14 protein-coding genes are annotated in these 15,641 nt (G+C 57.1%); 12 read left to right on the top strand and 2 right to left on the bottom strand.

Annotated elements, in window-relative coordinates:
- The first annotated feature begins 2 nt into the window (after positions 1-2).
- From CLU84_RS06895 to CLU84_RS22155, 4 genes are all read left to right on the top strand, one after another.
- Positions 3-1,031 carry a microcin C ABC transporter permease YejB gene (locus CLU84_RS06895; protein ID WP_099736556.1) on the top strand — a complete coding sequence of 343 codons (1,029 nt, stop codon included), beginning with the start codon at positions 3-5 and terminating at the stop codon, positions 1,029-1,031.
- Between the two features lie 49 nt (positions 1,032-1,080).
- Positions 1,081-2,184, top strand: a complete 1,104-nt coding sequence (locus tag CLU84_RS06900; protein WP_099736557.1) for an ABC transporter permease — start codon at positions 1,081-1,083, stop codon at positions 2,182-2,184.
- On the top strand, positions 2,181-3,842 hold the full coding sequence (locus tag CLU84_RS06905; protein WP_099736558.1) for an ABC transporter ATP-binding protein: 1,662 nt from the start codon (positions 2,181-2,183) through the stop codon (positions 3,840-3,842). Before CLU84_RS06900 ends, CLU84_RS06905 begins: the two co-directional genes overlap by 4 nt.
- Positions 3,843-4,032: 190 nt before the next feature.
- Positions 4,033-4,194, top strand: coding sequence for a hypothetical protein (locus CLU84_RS22155; RefSeq protein ID WP_199173700.1), 162 nt, complete (start codon positions 4,033-4,035; stop codon positions 4,192-4,194).
- Positions 4,195-4,281: 87 nt separating this feature from the next.
- Here CLU84_RS22155 and CLU84_RS06910 read toward each other — a convergent pair whose 3' ends face one another.
- Positions 4,282-4,617 carry a chaperone modulator CbpM gene (locus CLU84_RS06910; RefSeq protein WP_099736559.1) on the bottom strand — a complete coding sequence of 112 codons (336 nt, stop codon included), beginning with the start codon at positions 4,615-4,617 and terminating at the stop codon, positions 4,282-4,284.
- Positions 4,618-4,627: 10 nt separating this feature from the next.
- The gene (locus CLU84_RS06915; RefSeq protein WP_099736560.1) at positions 4,628-5,608 is read right to left on the bottom strand and encodes a DnaJ C-terminal domain-containing protein; all 981 of its coding nucleotides are present in this window, start codon (positions 5,606-5,608) and stop codon (positions 4,628-4,630) included.
- A 231-nt stretch (positions 5,609-5,839) separates the two neighbouring features.
- On the opposite strand from CLU84_RS06915, the gene CLU84_RS06920 reads away from it, so the two are divergent.
- From CLU84_RS06920 to CLU84_RS06955, 8 genes are all read left to right on the top strand, one after another.
- Complete coding sequence (locus CLU84_RS06920) at positions 5,840-6,220, top strand: thioredoxin family protein (protein WP_099736561.1); 381 nt, start codon at positions 5,840-5,842, stop codon at positions 6,218-6,220.
- A 181-nt stretch (positions 6,221-6,401) separates the two neighbouring features.
- Positions 6,402-6,977: a ribosome maturation factor RimP gene (gene rimP / locus CLU84_RS06925; RefSeq protein ID WP_099736562.1), complete on the top strand. Its 576-nt coding sequence runs from the start codon at positions 6,402-6,404 to the stop codon at positions 6,975-6,977.
- An 86-nt stretch (positions 6,978-7,063) separates the two neighbouring features.
- Positions 7,064-8,551, top strand: a complete 1,488-nt coding sequence (gene nusA, locus CLU84_RS06930; protein ID WP_099736563.1) for a transcription termination factor NusA — start codon at positions 7,064-7,066, stop codon at positions 8,549-8,551.
- 23 nt (positions 8,552-8,574) lie between these two features.
- Positions 8,575-11,403, top strand: coding sequence for a translation initiation factor IF-2 (gene infB, locus CLU84_RS06935; protein ID WP_099736564.1), 2,829 nt, complete (start codon positions 8,575-8,577; stop codon positions 11,401-11,403).
- A 15-nt stretch (positions 11,404-11,418) separates the two neighbouring features.
- Positions 11,419-11,796, top strand: coding sequence for a 30S ribosome-binding factor RbfA (gene rbfA / locus CLU84_RS06940; protein WP_099736565.1), 378 nt, complete (start codon positions 11,419-11,421; stop codon positions 11,794-11,796).
- Between the two features lie 3 nt (positions 11,797-11,799).
- On the top strand, positions 11,800-12,792 hold the full coding sequence (gene truB, locus CLU84_RS06945) for a tRNA pseudouridine(55) synthase TruB (RefSeq protein WP_099736566.1): 993 nt from the start codon (positions 11,800-11,802) through the stop codon (positions 12,790-12,792).
- On the top strand, positions 12,789-14,612 hold the full coding sequence (typA, locus tag CLU84_RS06950; RefSeq protein ID WP_099736567.1) for a translational GTPase TypA: 1,824 nt from the start codon (positions 12,789-12,791) through the stop codon (positions 14,610-14,612). The genes truB and typA overlap by 4 nt, the downstream gene beginning before the upstream one ends.
- Before the next feature lie 201 nt (positions 14,613-14,813).
- Positions 14,814-15,587 (top strand): ABC transporter substrate-binding protein, encoded by a 774-nt coding sequence (locus CLU84_RS06955; RefSeq protein WP_099736568.1) that lies wholly within the window; start codon positions 14,814-14,816, stop codon positions 15,585-15,587.
- Positions 15,588-15,641 lie beyond the last annotated feature (54 nt).

The raw sequence follows: 15,641 nt of genomic DNA on the forward strand, positions 1-15,641 counted from the left end.
CCATGTTTGCCTATATTCTCAAACGCATCTTGCTGATGATCCCCACGCTGCTGGGTGTGCTGCTGCTGACCTTCGTCGTCATTCAGTTTGTGCCCGGTGGCCCCGTAGAGCAATATCTGGCAGAAGCCAAAGCCGGCGCGGGTCGCGGGGTTGAAGGCGCATCCATGAGCTATCGCGGCGGGCAGGGAGTGGACCCCAAGCGGCTTGAAGAAATCAAGGCCCTGTATGGCTTTGACAAGCCGCCTGTCGAGCGCTTTATGCAGATGCTGGGTCAGTTTGCACGCTTTGATCTGGGCACCAGCTTCTTTCAGAACAAAAGCGTGTGGGCCTTGGTCAAGGAAAAACTGCCTGTTTCCATCAGTCTGGGTTTGTGGACGTTTTTCATCAGCTATCTGGTCGCCGTGCCGCTGGGCATTGCCAAGGCCGTGCGGGCCGGCTCGCGCTTTGATCTGGCCACCACGGTGTTGATTCTGGTGGGCTATGCCATCCCCGGCTTTGTGCTGGGCGTGGCCCTGCTGGTGGTTTTTGGCGGTCAGCTGCAATGGTTCCCGCTGCGGGGGCTGACCTCATCGAACTTTGATGAACTCAGCACCCTAGGCCAGGTGGTGGATTACCTCTGGCATATCGCGCTGCCCGTGACGGCCATGGTGGCGGGTAGTTTTGCGGTCACGGCCATGTTGACCAAGAACTCCTTTTTGGAAGAAATCCGCAAGCAATACGTGTTGACGGCAAGGGCCAAGGGCCTCTCGGAGCGGCAGGTGCTCTACAAGCATGTGTTTCGCAATGCGCTGATTCCCATCGTCACCGGCTTCCCGTCCGCCTTTATTGGCGCCTTCTTCGCAGGGGCGCTGCTGATCGAGACGCTGTTTTCGCTCGACGGCCTGGGTCTGCTCAGCTACGAAAGCGTGATTCGCCGCGATTTCCCCGTGGTGCTGGGCACGCTGTATCTGTTCACGCTGATCGGGCTGGTGACCAAGCTCATCAGCGATCTTTGCTATGTCTGGGTTGATCCCCGGGTCAAGTTCGACTGATTTCATGCAAAAACAGCCTCAAGCCCAGACTCTTAAAACGCAGCCAGCTATGAATGCAGGAGTGAAAGTCGTGCCGCCAGCACCTACTGCTGTCCAGTCGGAATCGCCGGGGCGCAGGGCCTGGCGACGCTTTAAATCCAACCGGCTGGGCTTTGTCAGTCTGATAGTTTTTGCGGTGCTGGTCGTGCTCAGCCTGTTTGCAGAAGTGCTCTCCAACGACAAGCCTCTCCTCGTACGCTATGAGGGGCAGACCTATCTGCCGCTGCTCAATGACTACCCCGAGACCACTTTTGGCGGTGACTTTCATACGCCCACGGACTACCTCGATCCCTTTATTCAGCAAAAGCTGAGCGAGGGAGGCAACTGGGCCATTTTTCCCATCAACCGCTACGGCAAAGCCACCATCAACTACTTTGCCAAGCAGCCTAACCCCTCTGCCCCATCGGCCGATAACTGGCTGGGCACGGACGACCGGGGGCGCGATCTGCTGGCGCAGCTCATCTACGGCTTTCGCGTCAGCGTGCTGTTCGGGTTGGCGCTGACGGTGGTGGGCGTGCTGCTGGGCGTGCTGGCCGGGGCCGTGCAGGGCTTTTTTGGCGGCAAGACTGACCTGGCCTTTCAGCGCTTTACAGAAATCTGGGGCTCCATGCCCGAGCTATACCTGCTCATCATCTTCAGTGCGCTGTTTGCGCCCAGCGTGTCGTTGCTGCTGGTCTTGCTCAGCCTGTTTGGCTGGATGGGTCTGGCAGACTATGTGCGGGCCGAATTCTTCCGCAATCGCCAGCTTGACTATGTCAAATCTGCCCAGGCGCTGGGTGCCAGCAATCGCTCTATCATCTTTCGCCACATTCTGCCCAACAGCATGACGCCGGTGATCACCTTTCTGCCCTTTCGCATGAGCGGGGCCATTCTGGCGCTGACGTCGCTGGACTTTTTGGGGCTGGGCGTCCCGCCCGGCACACCCAGCCTGGGTGAGCTGTTGAGTCAGGGCAAAAACAATATTGATGCGTGGTGGATTTCTCTGTCCACCTTTGCCGTGCTTGTCATCAGTTTGCTGCTGCTGACCTTTATGGGCGATGCCCTGCGCGATGCACTGGACCCTCGCAAGCAGGCGCGCAGCGCTGCGGCCAAAAGTGCGGGAGGCAAGCCATGAGCCGGGAAAAATTTGAGGTGAAAAAGGCAGGCACGCTGCTTTCGGTGCGCGACCTGAGCGTGTCTTTTGCGGGCAAGCCCGTGGTTCAGGGCGTGAGTTTTGACATGGCGGCTGGTGAAAAGCTGGCGCTGGTGGGTGAATCGGGCTCGGGGAAGTCCGTCACAGCCCTGTCTTTGCTGCGACTGGTGGGGGATGGTCAATTAAGCGGTCAGGCCTTGCTGGACGGACGCGACCTGCTACGTCTTTCAGAGCGCGAGATACATGCCGTGCGCGGCGGTGATATCGCCATGATCTTTCAGGAGCCTATGACGGCGCTCAACCCGCTGATGACGGTGGGCGCGCAAGTGGCCGAGGTGTTGCAGCTCAAACAGGCGCTGAGCAAGGCACAGGCGCTTAAGCAGGCAGTGGAGTTGCTGGCGACGACCGGCATTCCCGAGCCACAGCGCCGTGCGCAAAGCTTTCCGCACCAGCTCAGCGGCGGCCAACGCCAGCGCGCCATGATTGCCATGGCGCTGGCTAGCCGCCCACGCTTGTTATTGGCCGATGAGCCCACCACGGCGCTGGACGTGACGCTGCGCGGCCAGATTCTGGATCTGCTGGCTGATCTGCAGCGCCAGACCGGCATGGCCGTGCTGATGATTACGCATGACCTGAATCTGGTGCGCCGCTTTGCCGATCGGGTGGCGGTGATGGAAAAAGGCGTGCTGGTCGAGCAGGGCGCTGTGGCCGCTGTCATGCAAAACCCGCAGCACGCCTACACCCGCAAGCTGCTGGCCAGCAAGCCCGTGCGCGATGTGAATGATGGGCCTGTGCCGGTCGATACGCTGACTGTGGTGCAGGCCAAGGCGCTGCAGGTGAGCTACGCCACGCCGCTGCCGGGTATTCGTGGCTGGTTCAAAAAAGGGGCGTTTGTTGCTGTCAAGGGCGCGGATATGGCGCTCAAGCCCGCCAGAACGCTGGGAGTGATTGGCGAGTCGGGTTCCGGCAAATCCACGCTGGCCCAGGCCGTGCTGGGGCTGCTTCCCTATGGCGGCGAGTTGCAGGTGGCGGGTCAGCAATGGCAGCAACCTGCCATTCGCAATAGCGCCGCCAATCTGGCGCTGCGCCGCAAAATTCAGGTGGTGTTTCAAGACCCGTTTTCCTCGCTGTCGCCACGCATGACGGTAGAGGAAATCGTGGGCGAAGGCCTGCAAATCCACGCCCCAGAGCTAAGCACCGACCAGCGTCGCGAGCGTGTGGTGCAGATGCTGGCTGAGGTGGGGATGACCGAGGCACAGTTCCCCGGCTTGCTGCAGCGCTATCCGCATGAGTTCTCGGGCGGGCAACGGCAGCGGCTGGCCATTTCGCGGGCGCTCATCATGGAGCCCGAGGTGCTGGTGCTGGATGAACCCACCAGTGCCCTCGATGTGACCATTCAGCAGCAGGTGCTGGCGCTGCTGCAGCGGCTGCAAAAAGAGCGCGGGCTGGCCTATCTGCTCATCACCCATGATGTGGATGTGATTCGCGCCATGGCCCATGAGGTGCTGGTGATGAAGGACGGTCAGATCGTGGAGCAGGGCGCGGTGCAGCAAGTGCTGCTGGCGCCGCAAGAGGGCTATACCCGTAAATTGGTAGAGGCTGCGGGCGAAGTGCAGCCTGTAATAGCCATCTGGAATTGATAGCGTATAGCGCTTATCTGGCAATGATTTTGACGCTAAATGATTGAAATACAGGAAGATTTTTCGTTTCAAATACGGGGTCAGCGTTGAAAAACATTGAATCCTTACTCGAAAATTTGTATTTATTTGGCGCGAATTCTCTGGCTGTGGCCTAATTAACGTTTTTCAACCGACCAATTGAGAATTCGACATGGGCAATAAGATCGTTACCGAAGCAGACCGCAAGGCCACTCCCCGTCCCCAAGCGCCTAACGGCGTGACACTGCCTACTCAAGGCCGTGGTCAGCGCGTGAGCCTGGAGCGTGGTTCGCACACTCGCAGCAAGAAGCAAGCTGGCAAGCGCCACGGTTAATTGCTGCAGCAGGCTGCGCTTGCGTGGCCCTGCAAAAAAGCCCTCGTCACTTACGTGCGAGGGCTTTTTGTTTTATGGCGCGCCAGTTCAGCGCTGAAGATTGAGTAGCTTGCGGCGCAACAACTGCACTTCTTCGATCAGGTCGGCGGTCAGCGCCGCGAGCTGCGGGTCGGCATCAAAGCTGTGCTCCAGCTGGGCAATACGGCGTGCCCGTGCCAGCGACTGGCTGCTGAAGCGCCACTGCTCATGGCTGATTGCGGCTGCTGTGCTGCCGTCGTTGTCGTAGCCGATGATGCCGGTCTGCACATGCTCAATCACCCATTGGGGGCTGGTGCTGCAGTGGCGGGCTAGTTCATGCAGGCTCAGCATGGTCTGGTCCAGCAGCTCTGCAGGCTCAGAGAAAGGTGTAAGTGAGGTGTTCATGAGAAACCTTTCAATTCAGGCTGCGCGCGTCAAACTGCGGGAAGGCTTTGGCGAAGTCCGCATAAGCCTGTTTTTGCGCAGGGGTTGCGGCGGGTGGGAACACCACCTCCAGCACCAGATACAGATCACCGGGCGTGGCGGCTGGCAGCCCCTTGCCTTTGATGCGCAGCTTGCGCCCGGATCGATATCCGGCCGGTACGGTGACCTCCAGCTCTCCGGCTAATGTCTTGAAGGGGATGGGGCCGCCCAGCTCGGCTTCCCAAGGTGCCAGTGGCACGCGCTGATAAACATCCTTGCCTTCCGACCACCAGCGCGGGTCGTTGCGAAAATGCACTTCCAGCAGCAAGTCTCCGGGCTCACCCTTGCCTAGGCCTGGGTTGCCTTGGCGGGCCAGCCGAATCATCTGACCTTCACGAACCCCCTTGGGAATGCTGACCTGAAGCTCCTTGTCCTTGATGGTGGGTATGCCTTGCTCGTCAAGCACGGTAGTCCTCAGATGCAGGGAGCGAACGGCTCCGCTGTAGCTGTCCTGTAAATCCAGTTCGATGCTGGCGTGCTGATCCTGCCCGCGCAGATCGGGCGTGCTGCGGGTGCCTTGCTGGCTTTGATGACGCCGGGTGCGTGCAGCCTGGCCGAACATTTGCGAGAAAAAGTCGCTGAAATCGGCGTCGCTGCCTGAATCTGACTGGCTGCTGAAATGAAAGTCCTGCTGATCCCAGTTGGGTGGTGGGCGAAAACCGCCGCCGCCTTGAGCTCTTGAGCTTTGAGCAAACTGCATCTCGTCCCCCATGGCGTCATAGGCGGCGCGTTTCTCGGGGTCAGAGAGCACGGTATTGGCTTCGTTTACTTCTGCCATGCGTGCAGCTGCATCTTTTTCTTTGCTGATGTCGGGGTGGTATTTGCGTGCGAGCTTTCGGTAGGCCTTTTTGATTTCGTCGGCGGAGGCTTTTTTGTCCACGCCAAGTATCTTGTAATAGTCCTTGTAATCCATGGAGTCACCAATCCTCTAAATAAAGATCGAATGGGCGCAAAGCCACGACTTGGGCGGTGCGCCATTTATCAGTTGTTAAAAATCATAGGGGCTGAGCGCAATGGATTCAAGAGTAAGCCTGTTTGCAAGGCTGCAGCGATGCCTGATGCAGCTATCAAGTGATTGATAAGCCGCTAACATTACGGTGACTGATTAAAGGGGTGAGCCAACGCTGGCCCAGAGTTTGTTGAAATGACACAAAAAAATATAAAAGCCGACGAATGGTTGGTGGTCTGCCTCTGCGCCGCCTGGTGCGGCACCTGCAAGCAATACCAGCAGTCCTTTGAGGCGCTGGCCGCGCAGTTTCCGGAAATGCGCTTTGTCTGGCTCGATGTGGAAGACCGCGAAGATGTGGCCGGTGATTTGGATATAGAGACTTTCCCATCCATTCTGGTGGGGCAGGGAAGTCAGGCCAAGTTTATGGGGCCTGTGCTACCTCAGGCGGGCGTGCTGGCTCGCATGTTGCAGTCGCTGCCGCAGGATGCAGCAGCTAGGCCTGCCGATGTACAGGAGGCGCAAGATTTGCTGCAGCGCTTGTTACGCGCTGATGACTTGCAGGAAGTCTTGCGCTGACAGCTGTTTTATGCGAGCTAGTTTGTGCGAAAACAATGGTTTGCGGCTACAATTGCGGCTTCACGACCAAACGGGCGGGTACATACCGCCCGTTTTTTTTGGGCAATTCATGGCTGGACCTGTTTAAAACAGAGCTAAGTCCATGATTTGACGAATTTTTTCGGGATTGAACTGAATACACGTGGCACTACAGCAAATCGTTGAACAAACCGTGACAGGTCTAGGTTATGACTTGGTCGAAATTGAACGCACAGCAGGTGGCTTGCTGCGCATCACGATTGATTTGCCTTGGCAGGCGCCGGAGGAAGGTGCGCCTGAGCTGCCCGATCAGTTCGTGACAGTGGAAGACTGCGAAAAGGTCACGCGTCAGCTCCAGTTCGCTCTGGAAGTCGATGGCGCGGATTACGCCCGTCTGGAGGTCTCGTCTCCAGGGATTGATCGTTTATTGCGCCATGAGCAGGACTTCATTCGTTTTGAAGGCTCTGAAGTGGACTTGACGCTCAAGGCTCCCATTGGGGCGGCTGGCGGTGAAAAGATCAATGCAAACCGCAAGAAATTTCGTGGCACGCTGGAGCGTTCTGAAGAAGGTGGCTGGCAGCTCGTCTGGAGTGATGAGCCTCCTCCCAAGCCGGGCGTGCGCGTTAGCAAAAAGCGTGAGCCTGCGCCGATGAATGTGATGGGCTTCACACTGGATGAGCTGCGTGACGTGCGTCTGGCACCGATTGTGAATTTCAAAGGGCGCGCCGCCAAGTCCTAATAAGACGGCTGGAGCGTTGAATTTTTTGGGGCAAAGAGGCTGCAAGCAATTTCCTCTTTGTGTGATTGAAATAGGAGAGTCGTCGCATGAATCGCGAACTGTTGATGTTGGTTGAAGCCATTTCGCGCGAGAAGAACGTTGAGCGCGATCTGGTTTTTGGTGCAGTGGAATCCGCACTGGCACAAGCCACCAAGAAGCTGTACCCAGGTGAAGTAGACATCCGCGTGTCCATCGATCGCGAAAGCGGCGACTACGACACCTTCCGCCGCTGGGTGGTGGTGGCTGACGATGCCGGTCTGCAAAACCCTGAAGCCGAAGAAATGCTGATGGATGCGGAAGACCGCGTCCCCGGTATTGAAGTCGGTGAGTTCATCGAAGAGCAGATTGAGTCTGTGCCGATTGGCCGTATTGGCGCCATGGCTGCCAAGCAGGTCATTCTGCAGAAAATCCGTGACGCCGAGCGTGAAATGCTGCTCAACGAGTTCTTGGCTCGTGGCGACAAGATTTTCACAGGTACTGTCAAGCGCATGGACAAGGGCGACATCATTGTCGAATCCGGTCGCGTGGAAGGCCGCCTTAAGCGCGGTGAGATGATCCCTAAGGAAAATCTGCGCAACGGTGACCGTGTGCGAGCCATGATCATGGAAGTGGATGCCACTCTGCGCGGCGCTCCCATCATTCTGTCGCGTTCGGCCCCTGAGTTCATGGTGGAACTGTTCCGCAATGAAGTCCCCGAAATCGAGCAAGGTTTGCTGGAAATCAAGAGCTGCGCTCGTGATCCTGGCAGCCGTGCGAAAATTGCCGTGTTGAGTCATGACAAGCGCGTGGATCCTATCGGCACTTGCGTAGGTGTTCGTGGTACGCGTGTGAATGCCGTGACCAATGAACTGGCTGGCGAGCGCGTGGATATCGTGCTTTGGTCTGAAGACCCCGCCCAGTTCGTGATCGGCGCTCTGGCTCCTGCCAATGTCTCTTCCATCGTGGTGGATGAGGAAAAGCATGCCATGGACGTGGTGGTGGATGAAGAAAATCTCGCCATCGCCATTGGTCGTGGCGGTCAGAACGTACGTCTGGCCTCCGAGCTGACTGGCTGGAAAATCAACATCATGGACGCTGTCGAGTCTGCTCAAAAGCAGGCTGACGAGTCAGCTGGCTCGCGCAAGCTGTTCATGGAAAAGCTGGATGTCGACGAGGAAATCGCCAACATCCTGATCGAAGAAGGTTTCGAGACTCTGGAAGAAGTGGCCTATGTGCCTCTGCAGGAAATGCTCGAAATTGAATCCTTCGACGAAGAGACGGTAAACGAGCTGCGTAGCCGCGCTAAAGATGCACTTCTTAGTCAAGAAATCGCTCGCGAAGAAAATGTGAGCAAGGCATCTGAGGATCTGCTGTCCCTGGACGGTATTACGTCCGAGCTGCTGGACAAGCTGGCGCAAGCTGATGTGCACACCCGTGATGAACTGGCCGATCTGGCAATCGACGAGCTGACCGAAATTACCGGTCAGACCGCTGAAGAAGCCAAGGCTTTGATCATGAAGGCGCGTGAGCACTGGTTTACCGATGGGCAAGAGTAAGGTCAGGGAGGTTCAGAGCATTTATGTCGAGTAATACGGTTGCAGAATTTGCGGAAGAGCGCAACACGACCCCTGATTCCTTGCTGCAGCAGCTCAAGGCAGCCGGGGTTGATAAGGTGAACGCGGCTGATGTGTTGACCGAGGGTGACAAGCAGCGTTTGCTGAGTCACCTCCAGGTTAGCCATGGCAGCGGAGCCAAGAAAATTACGCTAACGAAGAAATCCACCAGCGAAATCAAGCAGGCGGACTCCTCGGGCCGCGCTCGTACGATTCAAGTAGAAGTGCGCAAAAAGCGCACTTTTGTGAAGCGTGAAGATACACCCGCAGAGGTTCAGGCCAATGCGGAAAGCATGGCCAAGGCCGTGCAGGTGCGTGCTGCTACTCAAGAGTTGGTGCGCCGTGAAGAAGACGCTCGCCGCGAGGTTGAGCAGTTGAGTCACCAGGAAGAAGAATTGGCCAAGGAACGTCTAGAGCGCGAAGAGCGCGAGCGCCGTGAGCGTGAAGCCGAGGAACGCGCTGTTGCTTATGCAGCAGCCGAAGCTGCCAAGGTAGCTGAAGCCAAGGCGGCAAAGGAAGAAGAAAAGCGTGGGCATGTGGCCGGTGCTGCTGCTCGTGCAGCTGCGCAAGTCGAAGCCCGAGTCAAGGCAGAAGCTGAATCAAAGGCCAAGGCTGACGAGGAAGCCTCTCGTGCCAAGGATCTGGACGAACGCCGTCGCAAGGCTCTGGCAGAAGCTGAAGCTATTCGCGCCATGATGGCTGCGCCCAAGAAGGTGCTGGTCGCCAAGAAGCCGGAAGAGCCTAAGAAGGTTGCTCCTGCCGCTACGGATGCCAAGAAGCCTGCTGCCAAAGATGGTGCCAAGCCCGCAGGTACTGCCGGTGCTGGCGCTAACGCCGCTGCCCGTCCAGGCAAGGAAGTCAAGTCTGCGAAGCTGTCTTCAAGCTGGTCTAACGACGCAGGCAAGAAGAAGGAAATCAAAACCCGTGGCGACAGCTCGGGTGGCGTGGGCCGTTCCAACTGGCGCGGTGGTCCTCGTGGTGGTCGTCGCGGTAGTGATCGTAACGAACAGCACCAGCAGCAACAGGCTCCTGAGTTCCGTCAGCTTGAGATCTCGGTACCCGAGACCATCACCGTGGCCGAACTGGCACACAAGATGGCCATCAAGGCATCTGAGCTGATCAAGGTTCTGATGAAGATGGGCCAGATGGTCACCATCAACCAGCCGCTGGACCAAGACACCGCCATGATCGTGGTGGAAGAAATGGGCCACACCGCCAAGGTGGCGGCACTCGACGACCTCGAAGCCTTTACGGACGAAGAAGTCTCCAGTGCTGAAGCCGAGCTGCTGTCGCGTGCACCTGTGGTGACCGTGATGGGTCACGTTGACCACGGTAAGACTTCGCTGCTGGACTACATCCGTCGCACCAAGGTTGCGTCGGGTGAAGCCGGTGGTATTACTCAGCACATTGGTGCCTACCATGTGAAGACGCCTCGCGGCATCGTTACCTTCCTGGATACCCCCGGTCACGAGGCCTTCACGGCCATGCGTGCTCGCGGTGCCAAGTCGACCGATATCGTGATTCTGGTGGCTGCTGCCGACGACGGCGTGATGCCTCAGACCAAGGAAGCTATCAAGCACGCCAAGGCTGCTGGTGTTCCTATCGTTGTGGCTATCACCAAGGCTGACAAGCCCGATGCCAACCCAGATCGCGTCAAGCAAGAGCTGGTGGTGGAAGAGGTGTTGCCTGAAGAGTACGGCGGTGATTCGCCCTTCGTGGCAGTGTCTTCCAAGACTGGTCAAGGCATCGACGAGCTGCTGGAACAAGTGCTGCTGCAGGCCGAAGTGCTGGAACTCAAGGCGCCTGTGGATGCAGCTGCCAAGGGTATCGTGATCGAAGCTCAGCTGGACAAGGGTCGCGGTACCGTGGCTACGGTGCTGGTGCAGTCCGGTACGCTGAAGGTGGGTGATGTGGTTCTGGCTGGCCAGACCTACGGCCGCGTTCGTGCCATGCTGGACGAAGACGGCAAGCAAACCAAGACGGCTGGTCCTTCCATTCCTGTGGAAATACAGGGTCTGAACGAAGTGCCTATGGCTGGTGACGACTTCATGGTGTTGAGCGACGAACGTCGTGCCCGTGAAATCGCTACTTACCGCGCAGGCAAGTTCCGTCATACCAAGCTGGCCAAGCAACAAGCCGCCAAGCTGGAAAACATGTTCGCCGAAATGTCCGCTGGCGATGTGCAGACTCTGCCCATCATCATCAAGGCCGACATGCAAGGCTCGCAGGAAGCTCTGGCAGCATCGCTGCTTAAGCTTTCGACCGACGAAATCAAGGTCCAGCTGGTGTACTCCGGCGTGGGTGGTATCTCCGAATCCGACGTCAACCTGGCGCTGGCTTCCAAGGCCATCATCATCGGCTTCAACGTGCGTGCAGACGCCCAGGCTCGTAAGACAGCCGAAGGCAATGGCGTGGATCTTCGCTACTACAACATCATTTACGACGCCGTAGATGAAGTGAAGGCTGCGATGTCCGGCATGCTGGCTCCCGAGAAGCGTGAGGAGATCATTGGTATGGCTGAAATCCGTACCGTGTTCGTGGCAACGAAGATCGGTACGATTGCTGGTTCGTACATCACTCAGGGTAACGTCACTCGCAACGCACACTTCCGTCTGCTGCGCGACAACGTGGTTATCTACACGGGTGAAATCGAGTCCCTGCGTCGCATGAAGGATGACGTTAAGGAAGTCAAGGAAGGCTTCGAGTGCGGTATCAAGCTGCGCAACTACAACGACATCAAAGAAGGCGACATGCTGGAAGTCTTCGAGATCAAGGAAATCGCCCGCACTCTGTGAGCGCTGTAATTTTCAATGGCAACTCGTAAGAAAACTGCTGCGCCAAACCGCAGCTTCAAAGTCTCTGACCAGATCCAGCGTGATCTGTCGGAGCTGATCGCCCGCGAGTTGAAGGATCCGCGCATTGGTATGGTCACGCTGCAAGGCGTGGAGGTGACTCCAGACTATGCCCATGCGAAGGTGTTCTTCAGCGTGCTGGTAGGCGATCCGGAAGTGACGTTGACTGCACTCAATCAGGCCGCAGGTTTTCTGCGTAACGGCCTGTTCAAGCGTTTGCACATTCATACCGTGCCTACGCTGCATTTCGTCTATGACCGCACAACCGAGCGCGCATCCGACATGAACGCCTTGATCGCCAAGGCGGTGGCTTCGCGCGGTCCTGAAGAAGAGTAAGCAATGAACGCCCCTCGCACACGGGTGCAGCGGCGCCCCGTGCATGGGGTGTTGCTGCTCGACAAACCGCTGGGATGGTCCAGCAACGATATCTTGCAGAAGGTCAAGTGGCTGCTGCGCGCCGAAAAGGCCGGGCATACAGGCACGCTTGATCCGCTGGCCAGTGGCGTCTTGCCGCTGTGCTTTGGTGCTGCAACCAAATTCAGTCAGCTTCAACTGGAAGCTGAAAAGACCTATGAAGCCATCGCCCGTCTGGGACAGACCACAACCACGGCGGACGCCGAAGGTGATGTGGTGCTGGAGCGTGCAGTGGATCTGGCCTCTATCACGCCAGAGAGACTGGCCGAGGTGCAGGCTCAATTCACAGGCGAGATCAAGCAAGTGCCGCCCATGCACAGTGCTTTGAAAAAAGACGGTAAGGCTCTCTATGAATATGCCCGTGCGGGCATTGAAGTGGAACGTCCAGCACGCGATGTCACAATTCATGCATTGAATTTGTCTCTAACGCAGGACGAGCAAGGGTATCCAGCTATCAAGATGAGAGTGACCTGCAGCAAGGGCACTTATATCCGTACATTGGGTGAAGACGTGGGCGAGGCCTTTGGCTGTGGCGCCCATTTGCGTTTTCTGCGCCGGGTGGAAACGGGTGGTCTTGATGTCTCGCGCTGCGTGACGCTGGAGGCGCTTGAGGCCATGAATGATGAAGAGCGCGTTGCGCAGGTTGAGCCTGTGGATGCCTTACTGCATCGTCATGCCGTCATCACCTTGGGTGAAGAGGATGCAGGACGCTATTTATCAGGCTTGCGCCGTCGAGGGTCATGGGCTGATGCCCCGGCTGTCGCGGTGTATGGTGAGCGCCCGCATGCCCTTTTGGGGGTTGGCCGTGTGATGAGCGGGGAGTTGATTCCCGAGCGTCTGCTCAGTCCGCTAGAAATTCAACAAATTTTGGAAGGAAAGCCGCGTCCACAAGTAAGCGGCAGTTTGGAAACTTTATGAGCAAACAAATCCGCAACATTGCGATCATCGCGCACGTTGACCATGGCAAGACCACCATGGTTGACCAGCTGCTGCGCCAGTCGGGTACTTTCGCAGAACACGAAAAAGTCGTGGACACCGTGATGGACAACCATGCCATCGAACGTGAACGTGGCATTACCATTCTGGCCAAGAACTGTGCTGTGTCTTGGAATGACACTCACATCAACATTCTCGACACACCTGGTCACGCGGACTTCGGTGGTGAAGTGGAACGTGCGCTGTCCATGGTTGACGGCGTGGTGCTGCTGATCGATGCGCAAGAAGGCCCCATGCCTCAAACGCGTTTCGTGACCAAGAAGGCACTGGCTCTGGGCCTGCGTCCTATCGTGGTTGTGAACAAGGTGGACAAGCCTGGTGCCAACCCCGACAAGGTCATCAACGCTGCTTTCGACCTGTTCGACAAGCTGGGCGCTACTGACGAGCAGCTGGATTTCCCTGTGGTGTATGCCTCGGGTATCAACGGCTGGTCTTCCAAGGAAGAGGGCGAGGCCGGTGCGCAATGGGGTCCTGACATGTCGGCCCTGTTCAATACCATTCTGGAACATGTGCCAGCCGTTGAAGGCGACGCGACTGCTCCTTTGCAGATGCAAGTCTCCGCACTGGACTACTCCACGTTCGTGGGTCGTATTGCCGTGGGCCGTATCACGCAAGGTACGTTGAAGCCCGGTCAGCAAGTCGCCGTGATGGCTGGCCCTGACGGCAAGCCTTACACAGGCAAGATCAACCAGGTTCACACCTTCCAGGGTATCGATCGCGTGCAAGCCACCGAAGCCGGTCCTTCGGAAATCGTGCTGGTCAGCGGTATCGAAAATATTGGTATCGGTGAAACCGTCACTGACGTGGCCAATCCCCAGCCTCTGCCGATGCTGAAGATTGATGAGCCTACACTGACCATGAACTTCTGCGTGAACACTTCGCCTCTGGCAGGTCGTGAAGGCAAGTTCGTGACCAGCCGTCAAATCTGGGACCGTCTGCAAAAGGAACTGCGCTCCAACGTGGCTCTGCGCGTCAAGGAAACCGACGAAGACGGTATCTTTGAAGTGGCTGGCCGTGGTGAACTGCACCTGACCATTCTGCTGGAAGAAATGCGCCGCGAAGGCTACGAGCTGGCTGTGTCCAAGCCCCGCGTGGTGATGCAGATGATCGACGGTGTGAAGCACGAGCCTATCGAACTGGTGACTGCCGACATCGAAGAAGCCCATCAAGGCGGCGTGATGCAAGCCCTGGGCGAGCGCAAGGGTGAGCTGGTCAACATGGAACCCGATGGCCGCGGTCGCGTCCGTCTGGAATACCGTATTCCTGCCCGTGGCCTGATCGGTTTCACCAATGAATTCCTGAACCTGACACGTGGTTCCGGTCTGATCGCCAACATCTTTGACAGCTACGAACCCCATAAGGGTGACATCGGTGGCCGCAAGAACGGCGTGCTGATCTCCATGGACGATGGTGAAATCTTCACCTACGCCCTGGGTAAGCTGGATGACCGTGGCCGTATGTTCGTCAAGCCTAACGACCCTGTGTACGAAGGCATGATTGTGGGTATCCACAGCCGTGACAACGACTTGGTTGTGAACGCTACGCGTACCAAGCAGCTGACCAACTTCCGCGTCAGCGGTAAGGAAGACGCGATCAAGATCACACCTCCTATCGAGTTGTCGCTGGAATACGGTGTGGAATTCATCGAAGACGACGAACTGCTGGAAATCACTCCTGTGAGCCTGCGCGTGCGCAAGCGTCACCTGAAGGAGCATGACCGCAAGCGTGCTTCGCGTGATTGATTTGCTCAGTGCAATAAAAAAGGCCCTTCGGGGCCTTTTTTATTGCCTGTTGCAGCCGTGGGTCATATTGTCTGATGTGCCACATGACTGGCAGACCAAGGGTAATCGGCCTTGTTCTGTGGGGGGTGGTTTCTAGAATCATCGTCACAAAGTGGCACGCATCCTGCGTTTCAGCAGGTTTGCATTAACTCTAGGAGCGGTATGACACCAAAAATGTTGAACATGGCCCTGATTGCTGTTGGCAGCGCACTGGCGTTGACTGCCCAAGCCGCGGATTTGAAGGTGGCCATCGACCCCACCTACGAACCCTTTACCTATAAGACGGCCGACGGTAAGCCCACGGGGTTTGATGTAGACATTGCCAATGCCATCTGTGCGGAAATGAAGCGCAATTGCGTGTTTGTGGAGCAGGTCTGGGACAGCATGATTCCCGGTCTGCAGGCGCGAAAATACGATGTGGTCGTCAGCTCCTTGTCGATCACTGAAGAGCGCAAGCGCGTGATTGACTTTTCGGATCGCTATTACAAGACCCCAAGCGCGATTGTCGTGAAAAAGGGTACGGCATATGCCAACCCAGCATCGCTCAAGGGCAAACGCATTGGCGTGTTGAAGGGTAGTACACAAGAGAAATGGGCCATGGGTGAACTCAAGCCTGCAGGCGTGACGGTCGTGCCGTATGAGGCGCAAGATCAGGTCTATCTGGATATCAAGGCGGGACGTCTGGATGGCACGGTGGCCGATAAGGTCGAAGTGCATGGTGGCTTTTTGCGCAAGCCTGAAGGCAAGGACTACGGCTATGTGGGTCCTGATCAGTACGAGACCAAGTACTACGGCGATGGCATTGGCATTGGCATGCGCAAGGGGCAAAAAGACCTGAAAGATCAGATTAACAAGGCCATCAAGACGATTCGCAGCAACGGCACCTACAACCAGATTGCCAAGAAGTACTTTGACTTTGATCCGTACGGCAACTAAGCCCTGAAGCCTGGCTGCCCGCAGTGCGTTTTAACGACTGCGGGCTCTGTTTCA

Origin of the sequence: Comamonas sp. 26 (genome assembly GCF_002754475.1) — a bacterium.
Lineage (GTDB): Bacteria > Pseudomonadota > Gammaproteobacteria > Burkholderiales > Burkholderiaceae_C > Comamonas.

Coding starts and splice junctions, on each gene's coding strand:
- truB (WP_099736566.1), top strand. CDS start 11,800: ATGAACGCCCCTCGCACACGGGTGCAGCGGCGCCCCGTGCATGGGGTG.
- infB (WP_099736564.1), top strand. CDS start 8,575: ATGTCGAGTAATACGGTTGCAGAATTTGCGGAAGAGCGCAACACGACC.
- nusA (WP_099736563.1), top strand. CDS start 7,064: ATGAATCGCGAACTGTTGATGTTGGTTGAAGCCATTTCGCGCGAGAAG.
- CLU84_RS06910 (WP_099736559.1), bottom strand. CDS start 4,617: ATGAACACCTCACTTACACCTTTCTCTGAGCCTGCAGAGCTGCTGGAC.
- CLU84_RS22155 (WP_199173700.1), top strand. CDS start 4,033: ATGGGCAATAAGATCGTTACCGAAGCAGACCGCAAGGCCACTCCCCGT.
- CLU84_RS06895 (WP_099736556.1), top strand. CDS start 3: ATGTTTGCCTATATTCTCAAACGCATCTTGCTGATGATCCCCACGCTG.
- CLU84_RS06955 (WP_099736568.1), top strand. CDS start 14,814: ATGACACCAAAAATGTTGAACATGGCCCTGATTGCTGTTGGCAGCGCA.
- CLU84_RS06905 (WP_099736558.1), top strand. CDS start 2,181: ATGAGCCGGGAAAAATTTGAGGTGAAAAAGGCAGGCACGCTGCTTTCG.
- rbfA (WP_099736565.1), top strand. CDS start 11,419: ATGGCAACTCGTAAGAAAACTGCTGCGCCAAACCGCAGCTTCAAAGTC.
- typA (WP_099736567.1), top strand. CDS start 12,789: ATGAGCAAACAAATCCGCAACATTGCGATCATCGCGCACGTTGACCAT.
- CLU84_RS06900 (WP_099736557.1), top strand. CDS start 1,081: ATGAATGCAGGAGTGAAAGTCGTGCCGCCAGCACCTACTGCTGTCCAG.
- CLU84_RS06915 (WP_099736560.1), bottom strand. CDS start 5,608: ATGGATTACAAGGACTATTACAAGATACTTGGCGTGGACAAAAAAGCC.
- CLU84_RS06920 (WP_099736561.1), top strand. CDS start 5,840: ATGACACAAAAAAATATAAAAGCCGACGAATGGTTGGTGGTCTGCCTC.